This is a genomic window from Streptomyces sp. C10-9-1, assembly GCF_024497955.1.
Taxonomy (GTDB): Bacteria; Actinomycetota; Actinomycetes; order Streptomycetales; family Streptomycetaceae; genus Streptomyces; species Streptomyces sanyensis.
Window position 1 is genome coordinate 198,229 of record NZ_JANHKP010000005.1, and the last position, 15,926, is coordinate 214,154.

The following is a 15,926-nucleotide window of genomic DNA, read 5'->3' on the forward strand; positions in this document are numbered from 1 at the left end:
CGCGCGCCCGCCGCCCGATCGGATGCGCCGGGGCGGCCCGGCGCATCCGATCGGGCGGCGGGCGCCGAACCCGCCGTGTACCGCCCCCACTCCGCTTGCCGAGGAGCCGCGCCATGAGCGTCGCGATCGTCCTGTTCACCTCCGATCTGAGGGTGCGGGACAACCCCGTGCTGAGGGCCGCGCTGGACGCCGCCGACGACGTCGTCCCGCTGTTCGTCCGGGACCGGGGCATCGAGGCCGCGGGCTTCGGTGCACCGAACCGTGCGGCGTTCCTCGCCGACTGCCTCACCGACCTGGACGCGGGCCTGCGGGAGCGCGGCGGCCGCCTGGTCGTCCGTTCGGGTGATACGCCGCGGGAGGTGGCGCGGGTCGTGTCGGAGACCGGCGCGCGCGAGGTGCACGTGGCCGCCGGGGTCAGCGCGTACGCGGTGCACCGCGAGGAGCGGCTGCGGGCGGCGACGGCGGGGGCGGGCGCGGAACTGCGGGTGCACGACGGCTCGGTGACGGCCGTGCCGCCGGGGGCCGTGCTGCCCGCGGGGTCCGACCACTTCGCCGTCTTCACCCCGTACTTCCGGCGCTGGTCGCGCGAGAGGCTGCGCGCACCGCTGGGGGCCCCTCGCAGCGTGCGGGTTCCCACGTCCACCGGCTCCGAGGAGGTGCCCGCCCGGAAGGCGGTGGAGGGGGTCGCGCCGGGGGTGCCGGCGGGCGGGGAGAGCGAGGGCCGGGAGCGCTTCCTCACCTGGAAGCGGCGGGATCTCGACGCCTACGAGGACCGCCACGACGACCTGCCCGGGGACGCGACGTCGCGGCTGTCGCCCTTCCTCCACTTCGGCGCCGTCTCCGTCGGCGAGCTGGTGCACCGGGCCCGGGAGCACGGGGGCGCGGGGGCGGACGCCTTCGTGCGGCAGCTGTGCTGGCGCGACTTCCACCACCAGGTGCTCGCCGCCCGCCCGGCGGCGTCGTCCGCGGACTACCGGGACCGGCGGGACCGATGGCGCGGCGAGCGGGAGGCGGGCGAAGAGATCGGCGCCTGGAAGGAGGGCCGCACCGGCTACCCGGTGGTCGACGCGGCGATGCGGCAGCTGCTGCACGAGGGGTGGATGCACAACCGGGGAAGGCTGCTCGCCGCGTCCTTCCTCACCAAGACCCTGTACGTGGACTGGCGCATCGGGGCGCGCCACTTCCTCGACCACCTGGTGGACGGGGACGTGGCGAACAACCAGCTGAACTGGCAGTGGGTGGCCGGGACCGGGACGGACACCCGCCCCAACCGGGTGCTGAACCCGCTGGCGCAGGCCCGCCGGTACGACCCGCAGGGGGAGTACGTCCGCCGCTGGGTGCCGGAGCTCGCCGAGGTCGCGGGGAGTGCGGTGCACACGCCGTGGCGCCTGCCCCGGGACGTACGGGAGAGGCTGGACTACCCCGCTCCCGTGGTGGCGCTGGAGGACGGCCTGGCCCGCTTCCGGCAGGCCCGCGGCACCGGCTGATCCGCCCGGCCGGCCCGGCGGGGTGCCGCGGTGCGGGGCACCGCCTCCCGCGCCGCGTGCCGGCACCGGCCGGCCCCGGAGCACTCCGCACAGGCGCCTACAGCGCGCGCGTCTGCGGACAGTGCGGGCACGATGGGAGTCCGGGCCCGCTGCGCGGGCATCCGCACCCTTCCCGGTCGGCAGCCCCGGCCCGGGTGCGGCAGCGAGGGCAAGGAGAGACACCGTGGTCCGAAGCGCTGACATCCGCGAGTGGCGCAACCAGGAAGTCGTGGACGAGGAGGGCAAGAAGATCGGCACCTTGGAGGCCGTCTACGTCGACACCAGGAGCGACGAACCGACCGTGATCACGGTGGCCATGGGGCTGCCCACCCGGCGCCGTCTGACCTTCGTGCCGCTGCTCGACGCGGTCGCCGGCCCGGGATACATCCGGGTCTCCTACTCCAAGAACCAGGTCAAGGACGCCCCGAGCATGGGCACCGACGACGTCCTGCCCGCCGAGGACGAGGAGGCGGTCTTCACCCACTACGGGCTGCCGTACGAGCCGGGCCCGAGCGGGGAGCGCCAGCTGGCCCGCCGCTGACGGGCGGCGCGGCCCGTCAGCGGCGGGCCGACGCGATGCCGCCCGCGGCCCTCCGGCCGCGGGCGGCATCGCCCGTGCGGGCGCCGGCCGCCGCGGTGGTGACGGACGGCCACCCGCCCTGGACGGACGCCTGAGCCCGCCTCACCCCTCAGGGTCGCGGGAACGCGCTGCCGTGCGCGGCGCGCACGCGGGCGGCCGTGGCGGACGCACCTCCTGCGGGTCGCACCGGCGGTTCCGAAGCGGCGCGCCGGGCACCCGGTCCGGGCGGGGGCAGGGGGAGCGGCAGCCCGCCCGGCAGCACCGCGAAGGGCCGGGTCCCCTCTCCCGGGACGGCTCTTCGGCGCGCCCGCCAGGACCGCACCACGGCGTCGTAGACCGGGGAGTTCCCGGGATCGGGACCGCCACGGAGCGACGGGCCTGCGGTCGCTCCGGGCCGTCCGCTCCGCGGCGGTGTGAAGGACTCCATACCCCTGTCAACGAACAGCGGGTGCGCCGGGCGTACGCCGGACCCAAAGTATCCATCGGATAACGAATGGCGCCTTCCCGGGGCATAGGCCAAGAGATTCAGACAATTTGGTCCGCAGTCAGGCACGGGCGGCACACGGCCGGGGCCGCTGAGGGCCCGGCCCCCGGCGGACAGCGGATCGGACGCCGGCCGGCCCCTGCCGACACCCCGCCGGTCGGGTTCCCCGGAGACCCGGGCACCCAAGGGGGGCCGCCGGATGCGACCCGGCGGCCCCTTCTCGACCACCCCGCAACCAGAATTGGGGAAGGCCTTGAATCGACAGGTTATCCGAAGAACGCCCCGGTCAGCGCCCTCGTCGGCCGTCCAGCACGCGCGGGAGGGCGACGAGGAGGCGTTCGCCGCGCTGTACGGTGCCTACCGCCAGGAGGTCCTGGGCTTCGTGCGCTCCCGGGTGCACGACACCCATCTCGCCGAGGACCTCACCAGCGACACCTTCGTGCGGGCGCTCGGCGCGATCGGGCGCTACTCCCCCGGCGGAGCCGACATCGGGGCCTGGTTCTGCGCCATCGCCCGCAACCTCGTCATCGACCACTACCGCTCGTCGCGGGTGCGCCGGGAGGTGCTCGTCGCGGACAGCAGGGCGTTCTCCTCGGCCACCGCCGCCTCGGCGGAGGAGAGCGCCCTCGGCGGCCTCGGCCGCGAGCCGGTGCGGATCGCGGTGGCCTCGCTGCCGCAGCGTCACCGCACGGTGCTGCTCCTGCAGTACTGGGGCGGATGGCCCAACGACCGGATCGGGCAGGCGCTGGGCGGGCGGAGTCCGGGTGCGGTCAAGGCCCTCCGGCGCAGGGCGCTGCAGCGGCTGAACGAGGTCCTCGGCCCGGACGGGCCGGCATGAGGTGGCGTCAGCCGCCGGGCGGGCGACGGCGCCCGGGCGGCGGGGACGAGGACGGTGTGCGGGAGGCGGGAGGCGGGACACCGCCGCTGCCCCTCGTGGTGCCCGGGCCGGCCCCGGGTCCGGGCCGGACGCTGGCACCGGCCGAGGTGCACCGGGTCCTGCTCCACTGCGCCCTGGACGCGGCGGGGGTGCGGCTGACCCCGGCCGACCACGCGGCGGTGGCGGACATCGCGCGGCTCGACTTCGGCGCGGTGGACCGTGTGATCGGCTGGCTGGCGGCGGCCCGGTCCTAGGTCCCGTCCGGCACATCCCGCCCCGGCGCGCGACGGGCGGACGGCGCCGTGTGCCGGACACGGCCCGGGACCCGGCGGGGCGGGCCGCCGCCCCTTGCGCCGCCCCGGCTCGCCGGCGGTCAGGGCAGCGGCCCGCCCCGGGCGCTCAGCCAGATCGCGTACCACTCCTCGTGGTCGAGGTCCGGCGCGCGCCCGAGGGCGTCGGCGCAGGCCCTGATGCGCTCCGGGCGGGCGCTGCCCACCACCGGGGCGATACCCGCCGGGTGCCGCTGCAGCCACCACAGCAGCACCGTCTCGGGAGTCGTGCCCTTGGCCCGGGCGAGTTCGGCGACGAGCCGTGCCGTCGCCGCCTCCTCGGGCGTCGACTCCCCTCCCGTGTAGCGGCCCTGGGCGAGGGCGCCCCAGGCCTGCAGCCGCACACCGCTGTCCCGGCAGTACTCCAGCGTCCCCGGCGGGAAGCCGAGCGCCGTGGCGGCGGGCGTGTTCACCAGCACCCCGGCCTCCAGCCAGTCCCGCCGGTGCAGGCTCAGCTCCAGCTGGTTGACCGTGAGCGGGAGGTCCAGACGTGAGCGCAGCGACTCGATCTGGGCGGCGGACATGTTGGAGACGCCGAACCGCCGGACCAGCCCCTGACGGTGCAGTCCCGCGAGGGCCCCGGCGACGTCGTCCGGGTCGGCGAGAGGGTCGGGCCGGTGCAGCAGCAGGACGTCGACGTGATCGGTGCGCAGCCGCGCCAGGCTCTCCTCGACACGCCGGACGATGGTCCGCCCGCGCAGGTCGTAGACGCCGGGACGCCCCCCTTCGGCGAGGCGGATGCCGCACTTGGTCTGGAGCGTGAGCCGGTCCCGCAGCCCCGGGGCGCGGGCCAGCACCTCCCCGAACACGGCCTCGGACTTGCCGTGCCGGTAGATGTCCGCGTGGTCGAAGGTGGTGACGCCGATCTCCAGGGCGGCCTCGACGGCCGCCTCCGCCGCGGCGACGTCGTCCGCGCCGTAGGGCTCCGGCCCCCAGCTGCCGCCCAGCCCCATGCACCCGTATACCAGGCGCTCCCCGTCGCCGTCCGCTCTCCGCGGTGCCCCGCCGTCCGTCACGTCCGCCCTCCCGACCGTCCTGTCCGCCGCGTCCCGGTCACCCTACGGGGGCACGGGCGGGTCCCGTGCGCGGCGGAGGCGGTCCGTGGTGGGGCGGGGACGGTGCGTGGCCCCTGTTGGGGGCCGGGCGCACGGCTCCTACCCTGGTGGGGAGGGGCGGGACGGACCATCCGCAAGAACCCCGCCCCGCGGCGGCCGGGGTGTCCCGAAGGAGTCCCGATGACCGAGGCGATCGGCGCGGCCGAGGCCGACCGTGCCCTGAAGAGCAGGCACCGCGCGATGTGGGCGCTCGGGGACTACCCCGCGCTGGCCTCCGAGCTGATCCCCGCGCTGGGCCGCAGGCTGGTCGACGCCTGCGGGATCGGCGCGGGGCAGCGGGTGCTGGACGTGGCGGCCGGCGCGGGGAACGCCGCGATCCCGGCTGCCCTGGCCGGGGCCGAGGTCGTGGCCACCGACCTCACCCCCGAACTGCTGGAGAGGGGGCGGCTGGCAGCCGAGGAGAGCGGGGTGCGGCTGGAGTGGCGGGAGGCCGACGCCGAGGCCCTCCCGTTTCCCGACGCGGCCTTCGACACGGTGATGTCGTGCGTCGGGGTCATGTTCGCGCCGCACCACCAGGCGACCGCCGCGGAGCTGCTGAGGGTCTGCCGCCCCGGCGGGACCATCGGCCTGATCAACTGGACCCCGCAGGGGTTCGTCGGACGGATGTTCGCCGTGATGAAGCCCTACGCGCCCACGCCCCCGCCGGGCGCGCAGCCCCCTCCGCTGTGGGGCGACGAGGCGCATGTGCGGGAGCTGCTCGGCGACGGGGTCTCCGAGCTGGGAATACGCAGGGAGATGCTGCGGGTGGAGAGTTTCGCCACCCCCGAGGCGTTCCGGGACTACTTCGCCACCCGCTACGGCCCGGCGATCGCGGTCTACCGGGGTGTCGCCGACGACCCCGGCCGGACGGCCGCCCTCGACCGCGAACTGGCGGACCTGGCACGCCACCACGCGGACCCCTCGGGGTCCGGGGTGATGGACTGGGAGTACCTGCTGGCCGTGGGGCGCCGCACGGGGTGAGCCCGGGCCCGCGCCGTACCGGCTCCCGGCCCGGGGGCGGAGCGCCCGCGTGCGGCAGGCGTGCTCAGGCGAGGCGGTCGGTGGCGGCGTGCACGGCCGTGTGCACGGTCTCCTCGATGTCACCCGTGGCGTCGTCCACACGGCTGAGGGTGTCCCCCGTGTGACGGGCCTCGTCCAGGGAGCCGGACTGGGCGGCGGGCGGCGGGCTGACTGCGGCGATCACCGCACCGGTGGCGAGGGACATGACGGCGAGGAGGCTGCGCTTCTTCATGCCCCGCTCAACTGGCGAGAGGTGCGGGGGGACACGGGTGGAAACGGGGAAGTTCACCCGGGCCGCGGGCCCGGGAGCCGGCCGGCCGTGCCGGGTCCGGCGCGGGACCGCGGGCCGCGCCCCCGGGGTTCCGGACGGGGAGGCGGGGGCCCCGGCGGCCGGGCGGCGTGCGCGGGGGGCGCTTCCCGGCCGCCCCGTGCCGCTCCTCCGCACCGGGCGGCACCGGCCGCCGCGCCGAGGCACCCCGCAGGCCCGCCGGGGCCCGGCCCCGCCCCGGCGGGGCGCGACCGGGGCCGGGTCATCCGGTGGGCGGTCCGTCGAGACCGGCCCTCAGCGAGGCGGTGTGCTCGCGGACCTGCTCCGGCGTCAGATAGGCGTCGACGAACTCGGCGTCCCGCAGCGTGGACGGTTTCCGGGCCAGGAAGCCCGTGCGCACGAAGTCGTCCCCCGCGACCGCGTTGAGGAGCCAGTTGGTCATCACACGGATCTTGGCGACGTTGGTCCGCAGCGCGCTCCAGTGGTAGCCGCGGGCGACCGCCTGGGCCGGCAGCCCCCGCAGTTCGATGCCGAGGGGCTTGGAGACCGCGTCCTTGCCCCCGAGGTCGACCACGAGCCCGAGGTCCTTGTGGGTGTAGGGGCGCAGCGGGGTCCCGCGCAGGGCGGCGACGACATTGGCCGCGGCCCTGCGGCCCTGGCGGCTCGCGTGCTGGGCCGTGGGCGGGCAGATGGCGTCCCCGCCCTTGACGAGGTCCGGCACGGCGGCCGCGTCGCCCATCGCGAACACGCCGCCCACCCCGGGGACGGTGAGGTCGGGCCGCACCACCAGGCGCCCCCTGGCGGTCTCGGTCCCCAGGGTGGCGACGAGCGGGCTGGCGGCCACGCCCGCGGTCCAGATGAGCGTGCGGCACGGCAGCACCCGGCCGTCGGTGAGTGTGACCTTCTCCGGCCCGGCCTCGGCCACGGAGACGCCGAGGGACACCTGGATCCCGCGGCGGCGCAGGATGCCGAGCGCCGCGTCCCCGAGCCGCTCACCCAGTTCGGGCATGAGGCGCGGTGCGATGTCCACCAGGTGCCAGGTGATCTCCCTGGGGTCGAGCCGCGGGTAGCGGGTGACGGCACCGGCCGTCAGGCGCTGGAGGCAGGCGGCCGTCTCGGTGCCCGCGTAGCCGCCGCCGACGACGACGAACTGGAGGCGGGAGGCGCGCTCGGCCTCGTCGTGGCTGGCATCGGCCAGATCCAGCTGGGCGATGACGTGGTCGCGGATGTACACCGCCTCGGCCAGGGTCTTCATCCCCCGCCCCTGCTCCACGAGCCCGGGGATGTCGAAGGTGCGGGTGACGCTGCCGGGCGCCAGCACCAGGAAGTCGTAGCGCTGGGCGACGGTGTCGCCGGTGATGTCGCGGATCACGCACACCTTCGCACCGGTGTCCACGCCGATCGCGCCGCCGGGGATGATGCGGGTGCGGTGGCGCCGGCTGCGGCGCAGCGAGAGCGCCACCGACTGGGGGGTGAGGACCCCTGCCGCGACCTGGGGCAGCAGCGGCAGGTACAGCTGGTACGAGAACGGCGTGACCAGCACGATCTCCGCCTCGGATGCCGAGAGCTCGCGTTCCAGTCGGCGTACGCACTCGACCCCGGCGAAGCCGGCGCCCACCACAAGGATCTTCGGTCGTGCCACGGTCTTTCCGTCCCTTCTGCGACGGTCGGTTCTCCGCGCCGGCCGCGGTGTCCTCCCCGGCTCCGGCGGGTGGTCCCGTCGCCGGACGGGCCCCGGGGACGGGCCGCGCCACGACGATTCTCCGCCAGCCGGCCGATCCCTGCCTGCGCAGACGCGGAGGTGCGCCGCAGCGCTCGGTGTGCGGCGCTTCATGTCCGTGGCCTGCGGGTGCCCGCGACGGGGCGGTGTCATGCCCCGGTCCGGGACCTCACGTGCGGTCGGGTCCCTCGCCCTCTGTGATCGCCCGTGTGGCCGGATTAGGCTGCCCGGGACCGACCGTCTCTCACCTGTGGAGTGTTTGTGGAACTGAAGCAGCGCACCCTCTTCGTGCTGGATCCCGAAGCCGATCCGGTGGCCCAGGCAAGGGAGTTGCGCCGGCTGGGCCCGTTGGTGCCGGTGGAGCTGCCGGGCGGGGTGGCGGCGTGGACAGCGACCGACCTGGGCACCGCGCAGCGGGTGATGGGCCACGAGGACCTGACCAAGGACGCCGCGCACTGGCCCGATCTGGCCGAGGGCCGGATACCGGACGACTGGGAGCTGATCGCGCTGGTCCGCGGGGCGGCGATGCTCCATCAGGGGGGTGCGGAGCACCGGCGGCTGCGGGGCCTGGCGAGCGCGGCGTTCACCCGGGCGCCGATCGAGGCGCTGCGTCCGCGTATCGCGGAGATCGCGGAGGAGCTGCTGGACGCCGCGGAGGCCTCCGGTGCGGGGACGCTGGACCTGCGGGAGCACTTCGCCTATCCGCTGCCCGTACGGGTGATCTGCGAGGTGCTCGGGGTCCCGGACTCCGCCGTGGCGGAGCTGCGGGACCGCTTCGAGCGGCTGGTGACGCCGGGGGCCGCGGGCGACATCCGCGAGGCGGTGGCGGACATCCACGCCTCGCTGGGCGCCCTGGTGGCCGCGAAGCGGGCGGTTCCGGGCGAGGATCTGACCACGGCGCTGATCCAGGCGCGCGACGACGAGGACCGGCTCACGGAGCAGGAGCTCGTCGAGACGCTGTTCCTGGTCCTGATCGCGGGGCACGAGACGACGATCAACGGCATCACCAACACCGTCCACGCGCTGCTGGAGGACCGGCAGGCGCTCGCCCGGCTGCTGGAGTCCGGCGATCCGGGCAGGTGGGCCGCGGCGGCGGACGAGGGACTGCGCTTCTCCTCGCCCGTCCCCCACGCGCTGATGCGCTACGCCGTGCGGGACACGGAGATCGCCGGGGTGCGGGTGGCGCGGGGCGAGCCGGTGATCGCCAGCCTTTTCGCCGCCGGCCGGGACCCGGGCCGCCACGAGGACCCGGAGCGGTTCGACCACACGCGGTCCACGGTCCGCGACCACGCCGCGTTCGGCTTCGGTGCGCACTACTGCCTGGGGGCCCGACTGGCGCGGCTGGAGACGGAGGTGGCCCTGCGGACCCTGTTCGGCCGCTTCCCGGGGCTTGCGGCCGCTCCCGGCGCGCAGCGGCTGTCGTCCATCGCGCTGCAGGGCTTCCGGACGCTGCCGGTGCACCTGGCCGGGCAGGACGCGGACGCGGCCGTCCCGGCGGGCTGAGCCGCGCCGCGGCGGCGGGGCGCCCCGCCGCCGCGTCCGGCGGTCAGCGGCGCACGAGCCGCTCCCACCAGGAGGCCCGTTCGGAGCCGGCCGCCGCGGACGCGGGCACGGGGGCCGGGGCGGGCGCGGCCGCGGGCAGCGGGCGCCCGGCGGAGGCGACGGGGACCTGGGCGACGGGGACCGCCCCGGTGTCGGTGTCGCGCGCGGGGCGGCGGGGGGTGAAGGCGGCCGGCAGGTTGTTCAGCCGGCTGGAGACGAGCGACGCGGTCACGTGCAGGTCGGTCTCGGGGGCCGCGAGGCGCAGGTCGGGGAGCCGGGCGAGCAGCGTGTCGATGCCGGTGTCGGCGATGGCGCGGCCGATGTCCTGGCCGGGGCACTCGTGCGGCCCGCTGCTGAAGGCCAGGTGGGAGCGGTTGCCGTGCACGGGTGCGGCGAGGTTCGGCCGGATCTCCGGGTCGACGTTGCCCGCGGCCAGGCCCAGCAGCACCAGGTCCCCGGGCTTGATCTGCTGGTCGCCGAGGCGGGTGGCGCCGGTGGCCCAGCGGCAGGCGCCGACGGCCAGCGGCGGGGCGTCCCACATGACCTGATCGAGGGCGTCGGGCAGGGTCATCGAGCCACCGGACAGGCTCGCCCTGAAACGGCGGTCGGTGAGGATCATCCGCAGGGTGTTGGCGATCAGGTTGGTGGTGTTCTCGTTGGCCGCCACCATCGCGTGGCGCAGGTGCTCCATGACCTCGTCGTCCGTGAGGCCGGACTCGTGGGCGATGAGCCAGCTGGTGAAGTCGTCGCCCGGCTCCTCCTTCTTGCGCCGTACCAGGTCGGCCATGACGGAGACCACGAACTGGTTGCTCTGCACGGCCGTCTCGGTGCCCTTGACCATGTCGCGGACGGCGGCCCCGAGGGGAAGTGCGTCCTGCTCCGGCACACCGAACTGCCGGGCCAGGACCAGCACGGGAAGCCGTTCGGCGAACTCGGCCACGAGGTCGGCGCGGCCGTTGCCGGCGAAGGCGTCGATCAGCTGGTGGGTGTAGCGCACCACGTAGCGGCGGATGCCGTGCCGGTTGAAGCGGGCGAGGCTGTCGCGGACGGCGGCCCGCAGGCGCGCGTGCTCCTCGCCGTCGGCGAAGACGAGCAGCGGCTGCCACGCGGTGATGGGCAGCAGCGGGGAGTCCGCCTGGAGTTGCACGTTCCATATCCGCGAGTCGCAGGAGAACTGCGAGGGCGAGCGCATCACTTCGAGGTTCTCGCGGTGGCCGAGCACGAACCAGGCGGGTACGTCGCCGGGCAGCAGGACGGGTGCGACCGGGCCGTGCTCGCGGCGCAGCACCTCGTACAGGGCGTAGGGGGAGTCCGCCTCCGGGCCGAACAGGCGGCGGGTGCCCGTGCCCGCGGGGCCGCGGGCGTGGGCGGGGCAGCCCGGCGGGGGGACGGAGCCCGGCGTACCCGTTGCGTCGGGGAATGAAGTGGACACCACAGCCTCCAGTGAATCGGCGGGGAAGGAAGCGAAGGGACCCGCGACCCGCCCTCCGGGACCCGCTCACCGCGCCCGCAGCATACCCACGCCCGGCGTCGCCGGTTGCACACGCCCCGCGTTCAACCGCGTTCGCCGGGCGCCGACTTGGACCGGCCGGCCGGCCGCCGGGCCGGGGGCGGGCGGGGCGGGACCCGGCGCCCCGTCACGGTGGCGGGTCCCGGCGGCGCGGCCCGCGGGCTCAGCCGCCCGCGGGCGCCCTGTCCCCGCCGGCCGGACGGTCCCGGACCCGGGCGGCGAGCACGGCGACGTCGTCCTCCGCCCGGGTGGCGCCGCAGCGGTCGACCACGGCGTCCAGTAGCGCCTCCGCCCCGGTGCCCGGTGGCAGCCAGCGGCCGGAGAGCCGTTCGAGCGAGGCGTCGATGTCCACGCCGCGCCGCTCCACCAGCCCGTCGGTGAACAGCAGCAGGGTCTCGGCCCCGGCCACGGCGCGGGTGAGCACCTCGTACCCGCCGATGCCGGTGCCCAGGGGAGGGCCGACGGGCACCGCGACGAGCTCGGCCCGGCCGTCGGCGGCGAACAGCACCGGCGGCAGGTGCCCCGCGCTGGCGAAGGCCGCGGTCCCCCGGGCCGGGTCGACGCGCACCAGCAGGCAGGTGGCCGGGCGCCGCTCGGGGGAGCGGGCGGCCATGGCGTCGAGTTGGCGCAGCACGCGGTGCGGCGGGAGGTCGGCCGCCGCGACATGGCGCAGCGCGGAGCGGTAGGCGTTCATGTCCACGGCGGCGTCCAGCCCGTGCCCCATGACGTCCCCGACGACCAGCAGGGTGCGTCCGTAGTGCAGGCGCACCGTCTCGAACCAGTCGCCGCCCACCAGCGCCCCGCCGCCGGCGGGCAGGTAGCGGGTGGCGATGTCCAGGTTGGGGTGCGGGCGCCCCGGTTCGGCCAGCAGCGCCCGCTGCAGGTCCAGGGCGGTGTCGCGGGTCGAGGCGTGGGCCCGGGCGTGGCCGAGGAGGAGGGCCGCGAGCCGGGCCGCGTGGTGCAGTGCGGCGGACTGCTCCCGGGTGAAGGAGCGCCCGTTGCGGACGGCCGTGAGGACGCCGCGGACCTGGCCGCGGGCCGTCAGGGGCTCGGCCAGGCAGGTGAGCGGGGCGCCGCCGGATCGCAGGGTGGCGGACCTCGCGCGGTGCGGCCCGCCGGGGGCGGCCAGGAAGCGCGCGGCGGCCTCGGCGTGGAGGGCCAGATGGGCTGCCGGTCCCCGCCCTGCGACGCGTCGCAGCGGCCCGGCCGGCCGGTCGGCGCGGCCGCCGCCGAGGAGGTGGACGGCGGCCGAGTCGCAGTGCTCGGGGCAGGCGAAGGCGGCGAGTTCCTCGGCGACGGTCTGCTCGTCGAGGGCGGAGCCGAAGGCGTCGACGGCCCGGTCGGCGGGCCCCGGGCGGCGGAGCGCACGCCGGGCGGCGCCGCCCCGGCGCAACCGGGTCGTGCGGGCGCCGACGCCGGTGCGCAGCCGGGCCACCCGGCCGCCGGCGTCCTTGCGGAACAGGGCCACCCGGCCACCTCCGTCCACCGCCCGCGCCGCCCCCACGCCATCACATCACGGCCCGTTCCGCACGGCGGGACGGCCCCGCCGGCGGTGCGGGAACCGCCTGCGCGGGCGGCGGCCCGCGTCACCGGGGAGCGAGCAGGATCCACACCTGGCCGCGCGCGAAGTCGGCCGGCTCGCCGGAGGGGGTCGTGAAGCGCGTACCGGCCTCGGCGGTGGGACGCTCCCACCGCGCGTCGAAGGCCCGTCCGTCGCGCAGCACCAGGGCCCGGCCCGATCCGACCGTCTCGGTGTACGGGGTGGTGCTGCCGGAGCGGTCGGCGAAGTTCGAGGGCCGGATCTCGGTGTACTGGACCACGACCGTGGCAGGGGCGAGGACCGTGCCGTCCGCGGTGGCCGCCGCGGTGCCGTCCATGGCGATCCGCCAGCCGCCGCGGTCGGGCGACCAGGTGAAGGTGTAGCGGGCGGCCGGGTAGCGCACCGTGTGCTCGGGCGAGGTCCGGCCGGTGCCCGTCGGCGGGCCGAAGCGCAGACCGATGTCGCGGGCGTCGTCGACCCGCTCCGCGGCGTCGAGGGCCGGGCGCGGGCGGAGGTAGAGGTTGTGCGGGGCGGGGCGGTCGTCCGAGCGGACGTAGGCCCCCGGGGCGGTGGCGGGGGTCACGGCGGCGACGGGGGCGGCCTCGATCACGGGCAGGAGCGCGGAGCGGGCACCCGAGTAGGCCAGGGCGGGGCGGCCGAACTGCCGCAGGAGTTCGAGGTCGGACTCGCGGGCACTGCGGACCGGGCCGATGCTCGGCGGGAGCCGTGAGGAGTAGACGGCCAGGAGGCGCGTCAGCCCCGCCTCCACCTGCTCGACGTAGACGAGGTCCGCGGCGTCCAGACCGGTGTGGGGGCGGGCGGGACGCACATTGTCGATCTTCACGGCGAGGACGGGGCCGTTGGGCCCGGCCAGGCCGGTGAAGTGGGAGGTGCCCTGCGAGGCCGAGGGCGCGCCGGGGTCGGGCACCGTGCCGGTGCACCCGGTGAGGCCGACGAGGAGGAGCCCGGCCGCGCAGGCGGCCGCCGCCCTGGCGCCGCGGCGCGGTCGTGTCCTGCTCCGTGCTTCCATGGGCGCTCCCGTCGGTCGGAGGTGCGGGGTGTCGGTCGCGGACGGCCCCGGCGGGCCGGGCCGCTCAGCCGCCGGGCCGCGCGGGGCGCCGGGCGGGCCCCCGGGTGCCGTGCAGGGCGAAGGCCGCGTTCACGAGCGCGACGTGGCTGAACGCCTGCGGGGTGTTGCCGAGTTGGCGGTGCTCCGCCGGATCCCACTCCTCGGAGAGCAGGCCCACGTCGTTGCGGACGTCCAGCACCCGCTCGAACACCTCGCGTGCCTCGTGATGGCGGCCGGTGAGGGCCAGGGCGTCGGCGAACCACAGCGAGCAGGCCAGGAAGGTGCCCTCGTCGCCCGGCAGGCCGTCCACCCCCCGGACGCCGTCGGCCCCCGGTGCGTAGCGGCGGAGGAACCCGTCCCGCTCCAGCCGGCGGACCGCCTCGACCGTGCCGAGCAGCCGGGGGTCGTCGGGGCGCAGGAAGCCCAGGCGGGGCAGCAGCAGGGCCGACGCGTCGACGGCGCGGGAGCCGTAGGCCTGGACGAAGGTGGAGCGCTCGTCGTCCCAGCCCAGGCGGCACACCTCGGCCCGGATCTCCCGGCGCATGGTCCGCCACCGGTCGGTGTGGCCGCGCAGCCCCGCGACGCGCGCCATGCGCAGCGCCCGGTCGGCGGCCACCCAGGACATCACCTTGGAGTGGACGAAGTGGCGGCGCGGGCCCCGGACCTCCCAGAACCCGGCGTCGGGCTCGGTCCAGTGCTTCTCCAGGTACTCCATGAAGGAGGCGAGCAGCGACCAGACGGGGCGGCCGATGGGCACCTCGGCGCGCATCGCCGAGTAGACCGTGTTGACGACCTCGCCGTAGACGTCCAGCTGGAGCTGGCCGACTGCCGCGTTGCCGAAGCGCACCGGCACCGAGCCCTCGTAGCCGGAGAGCCAGTCGGCCGTGCTCTCGGGGAGGCGGCGCTGGCCTCCGACCCCGTAGACCGGCTGGAGGTCGGCGGGTTCGCCGGCGATCGCGCGCAGCAGCCAGTCCTTCCAGGCCACCGCCTCCTCGCGGTAGCCGCTGCGCAGCAGGCAGGAGAGGGTGAGGGCGGAGTCACGCAGCCAGCAGTACCGGTAGTCCCAGTTGCGGCCCTCCCCCACGGCCTCGGGCAGGGAGCTGGTGACGGCGGCCACGATGCCGCCGGTCGGGGCGTAGGTCAGGGCCTTGAGGGTGATCAGGGAGCGCATCACGGCCTCCCGGAACGGGCCCTGGTAGCGGCAGTTGGCGGCGAAGGCCCGCCAGTGCTCCAGGGTGCGGGCGAGCGAGGCCTCGGGGTCGGCGTCCAGGTCGGGGCCGAGGTGGGAGGGGCTCCAGCCGAGGACGAAGGCGAGGCGCTCCCCCGCGGGCAGCGTGAAGCGGGAGGAGACGCACCGCTTGGCGGCCCGCACGCTCAGGCCGGGGGGATGGCGCAGATAGGCCGAGTCGGGGCCCGCGACGGCGGCGACGGTGCGGGCGTCGGCCGTCCAGGTCCACGGGACCACCCGGCCGCTGTCGAAGCGCAGGCGCAGATCCGTGCCCATCTCGACGCGGCCGGACAGGCCCTCGGCGATCCGCACCACGAGGGGGCCGGAGCCCCGGGAGGGCATGAAGTCGGTGAGCCTGACCGCGCCCTCCGCCGTCTCCCAGACGGTGTCGAGGACGAGGGAGTCGCCTCGGTAGGCGCGGCGGTTGGCGGGGCGGTGGTCGGCCGGCCCGATCCACCAGCTGCCGTTGTCGGCGTCGCCGAGGAGCGCGGCGAAGCAGGCGGGTGAGTCGAAGCGAGGGGCGCACATCCAGTCGACGGCGCCGTCCCTGCCGACGAGGGCGGCCGTCTCCCGGTCACCGATCAGGGCGTAGTCCTCGATTCGCCCGGCCATAGCGAGAGTCTAGTCCGCACCGGTGCGGCAGGCCCCTCGCGGACACCCGGACCGCGCGGCACGCGCCGGGGATCCGGGCGGGCCTCCCGTCCGGATCCCCGGCGCCGGACGGGAGGCTCCGCGTCCCGCGGGCGGACGGCCGTCCGCCGCCCGCGGGGAGGACATTTCATTGACTGAGTGGCTATCCTGTGCTAAGGCCGTCCTTTCGGACGAGGCGGCCTCCGGGTCGTGCGCCCGGTCGCCGGACCGACCGGCCACCGTGGCGGCGCGCCGCGACGGGAGTGGTGCCCGTGAGACGTCAGCAGGCCGGCCGTCGTGCGCTGTCCCCCGCACCGCACCCGCTCCGCCGGGTGACGGACTGGCCTGCCTCCCCGGCTCCGTCCGCCCCTGCTCCGGGCGGGGCCCCCGGACGCCCGGCGCGCGCGGCGCACCCCGCGCGCCGGGCGTCCGACCGCGTCGCGCGCGCGGTCGCCGCTCCCCTGCCCCGGGTCCGCCGCCGGTGTGCGGCTCCCCGGCGGCGGCGCACC

General features: G+C 76.5%; 13 protein-coding genes. 6 read left to right on the forward strand and 7 right to left on the reverse strand.

Annotated elements, in window-relative coordinates; translation table 11 throughout:
* Window positions 1-113: 113 nt before the first annotated feature.
* From NPS70_RS09015 to NPS70_RS09030, 4 genes are all read left to right on the forward strand, one after another.
* Entirely contained in the window at window positions 114-1,487 is a 1,374-nt protein-coding gene (locus tag NPS70_RS09015; protein ID WP_256523557.1) for a deoxyribodipyrimidine photo-lyase, read from the forward strand.
* A gap of 223 nt (window positions 1,488-1,710) precedes the next feature.
* Window positions 1,711-2,067, forward strand: a complete 357-nt coding sequence (locus NPS70_RS09020; RefSeq protein WP_256523558.1) for a PRC-barrel domain-containing protein — start codon at window positions 1,711-1,713, stop codon at window positions 2,065-2,067.
* 776 nt (window positions 2,068-2,843) lie between these two features.
* A complete protein-coding gene (locus NPS70_RS09025; RefSeq protein ID WP_256523559.1) occupies window positions 2,844-3,428 on the forward strand; it encodes an RNA polymerase sigma factor in 585 nt (194 codons plus the stop codon).
* Entirely contained in the window at window positions 3,425-3,721 is a 297-nt protein-coding gene (locus NPS70_RS09030) for a hypothetical protein (protein ID WP_256523560.1), read from the forward strand. Before NPS70_RS09025 ends, NPS70_RS09030 begins: the two co-directional genes overlap by 4 nt.
* 119 nt (window positions 3,722-3,840) lie before the next feature.
* On the opposite strand, the gene NPS70_RS09035 is transcribed toward NPS70_RS09030, so the two are convergent.
* Window positions 3,841-4,812, reverse strand: a complete 972-nt coding sequence (locus NPS70_RS09035; protein WP_256523561.1) for an aldo/keto reductase family oxidoreductase — start codon at window positions 4,810-4,812, stop codon at window positions 3,841-3,843.
* 219 nt (window positions 4,813-5,031) lie between these two features.
* On the opposite strand from NPS70_RS09035, the gene NPS70_RS09040 reads away from it, so the two are divergent.
* Window positions 5,032-5,871, forward strand: a complete 840-nt coding sequence (locus tag NPS70_RS09040) for a class I SAM-dependent methyltransferase (protein WP_256523562.1) — start codon at window positions 5,032-5,034, stop codon at window positions 5,869-5,871.
* 64 nt (window positions 5,872-5,935) lie between these two features.
* Here the strand turns inward: NPS70_RS09040 and NPS70_RS09045 are convergent, their stop codons facing one another.
* A complete protein-coding gene (locus NPS70_RS09045; protein WP_256523563.1) occupies window positions 5,936-6,142 on the reverse strand; it encodes a hypothetical protein in 207 nt (68 codons plus the stop codon).
* A 298-nt stretch (window positions 6,143-6,440) separates the two neighbouring features.
* Window positions 6,441-7,820 carry an FAD-dependent oxidoreductase gene (locus NPS70_RS09050; protein ID WP_256523564.1) on the reverse strand — a complete coding sequence of 460 codons (1,380 nt, stop codon included), beginning with the start codon at window positions 7,818-7,820 and terminating at the stop codon, window positions 6,441-6,443.
* A 339-nt stretch (window positions 7,821-8,159) separates the two neighbouring features.
* Between NPS70_RS09050 and NPS70_RS09055 the strand changes: the two genes are divergently transcribed.
* Window positions 8,160-9,401, forward strand: coding sequence for a cytochrome P450 (locus NPS70_RS09055; protein WP_256523565.1), 1,242 nt, complete (start codon window positions 8,160-8,162; stop codon window positions 9,399-9,401).
* Between the two features lie 43 nt (window positions 9,402-9,444).
* Here the strand turns inward: NPS70_RS09055 and NPS70_RS09060 are convergent, their stop codons facing one another.
* From NPS70_RS09060 to NPS70_RS09075, 4 genes are all read right to left on the reverse strand, one after another.
* On the reverse strand, window positions 9,445-10,872 hold the full coding sequence (locus tag NPS70_RS09060) for a cytochrome P450 (RefSeq protein ID WP_374211972.1): 1,428 nt from the start codon (window positions 10,870-10,872) through the stop codon (window positions 9,445-9,447).
* Window positions 10,873-11,113: 241 nt separating this feature from the next.
* Window positions 11,114-12,418: a PP2C family protein-serine/threonine phosphatase gene (locus NPS70_RS09065; RefSeq protein ID WP_256523567.1), complete on the reverse strand. Its 1,305-nt coding sequence runs from the start codon at window positions 12,416-12,418 to the stop codon at window positions 11,114-11,116.
* A 118-nt stretch (window positions 12,419-12,536) separates the two neighbouring features.
* Complete coding sequence (locus tag NPS70_RS09070; RefSeq protein WP_256523568.1) at window positions 12,537-13,520, reverse strand: DUF3048 domain-containing protein; 984 nt, start codon at window positions 13,518-13,520, stop codon at window positions 12,537-12,539.
* Between the two features lie 64 nt (window positions 13,521-13,584).
* Window positions 13,585-15,399 (reverse strand): glycoside hydrolase family 15 protein, encoded by a 1,815-nt coding sequence (locus NPS70_RS09075; RefSeq protein WP_256523569.1) that lies wholly within the window; start codon window positions 15,397-15,399, stop codon window positions 13,585-13,587.
* Window positions 15,400-15,926: the final 527 nt, after the last annotated feature.

What these genes read in the sequence shown, in the direction of transcription:
- NPS70_RS09015 (WP_256523557.1), top strand. Translation starts at nt 114, where the DNA reads ATGAGCGTCGCGATCGTCCTGTTCACCTCCGATCTGAGGGTGCGGGAC.
- NPS70_RS09030 (WP_256523560.1), top strand. Translation starts at nt 3,425, where the DNA reads ATGAGGTGGCGTCAGCCGCCGGGCGGGCGACGGCGCCCGGGCGGCGGG.
- NPS70_RS09040 (WP_256523562.1), top strand. Translation starts at nt 5,032, where the DNA reads ATGACCGAGGCGATCGGCGCGGCCGAGGCCGACCGTGCCCTGAAGAGC.
- NPS70_RS09045 (WP_256523563.1), bottom strand. Translation starts at nt 6,142, where the DNA reads ATGAAGAAGCGCAGCCTCCTCGCCGTCATGTCCCTCGCCACCGGTGCG.
- NPS70_RS09070 (WP_256523568.1), bottom strand. Translation starts at nt 13,520, where the DNA reads ATGGAAGCACGGAGCAGGACACGACCGCGCCGCGGCGCCAGGGCGGCG.
- NPS70_RS09075 (WP_256523569.1), bottom strand. Translation starts at nt 15,399, where the DNA reads ATGGCCGGGCGAATCGAGGACTACGCCCTGATCGGTGACCGGGAGACG.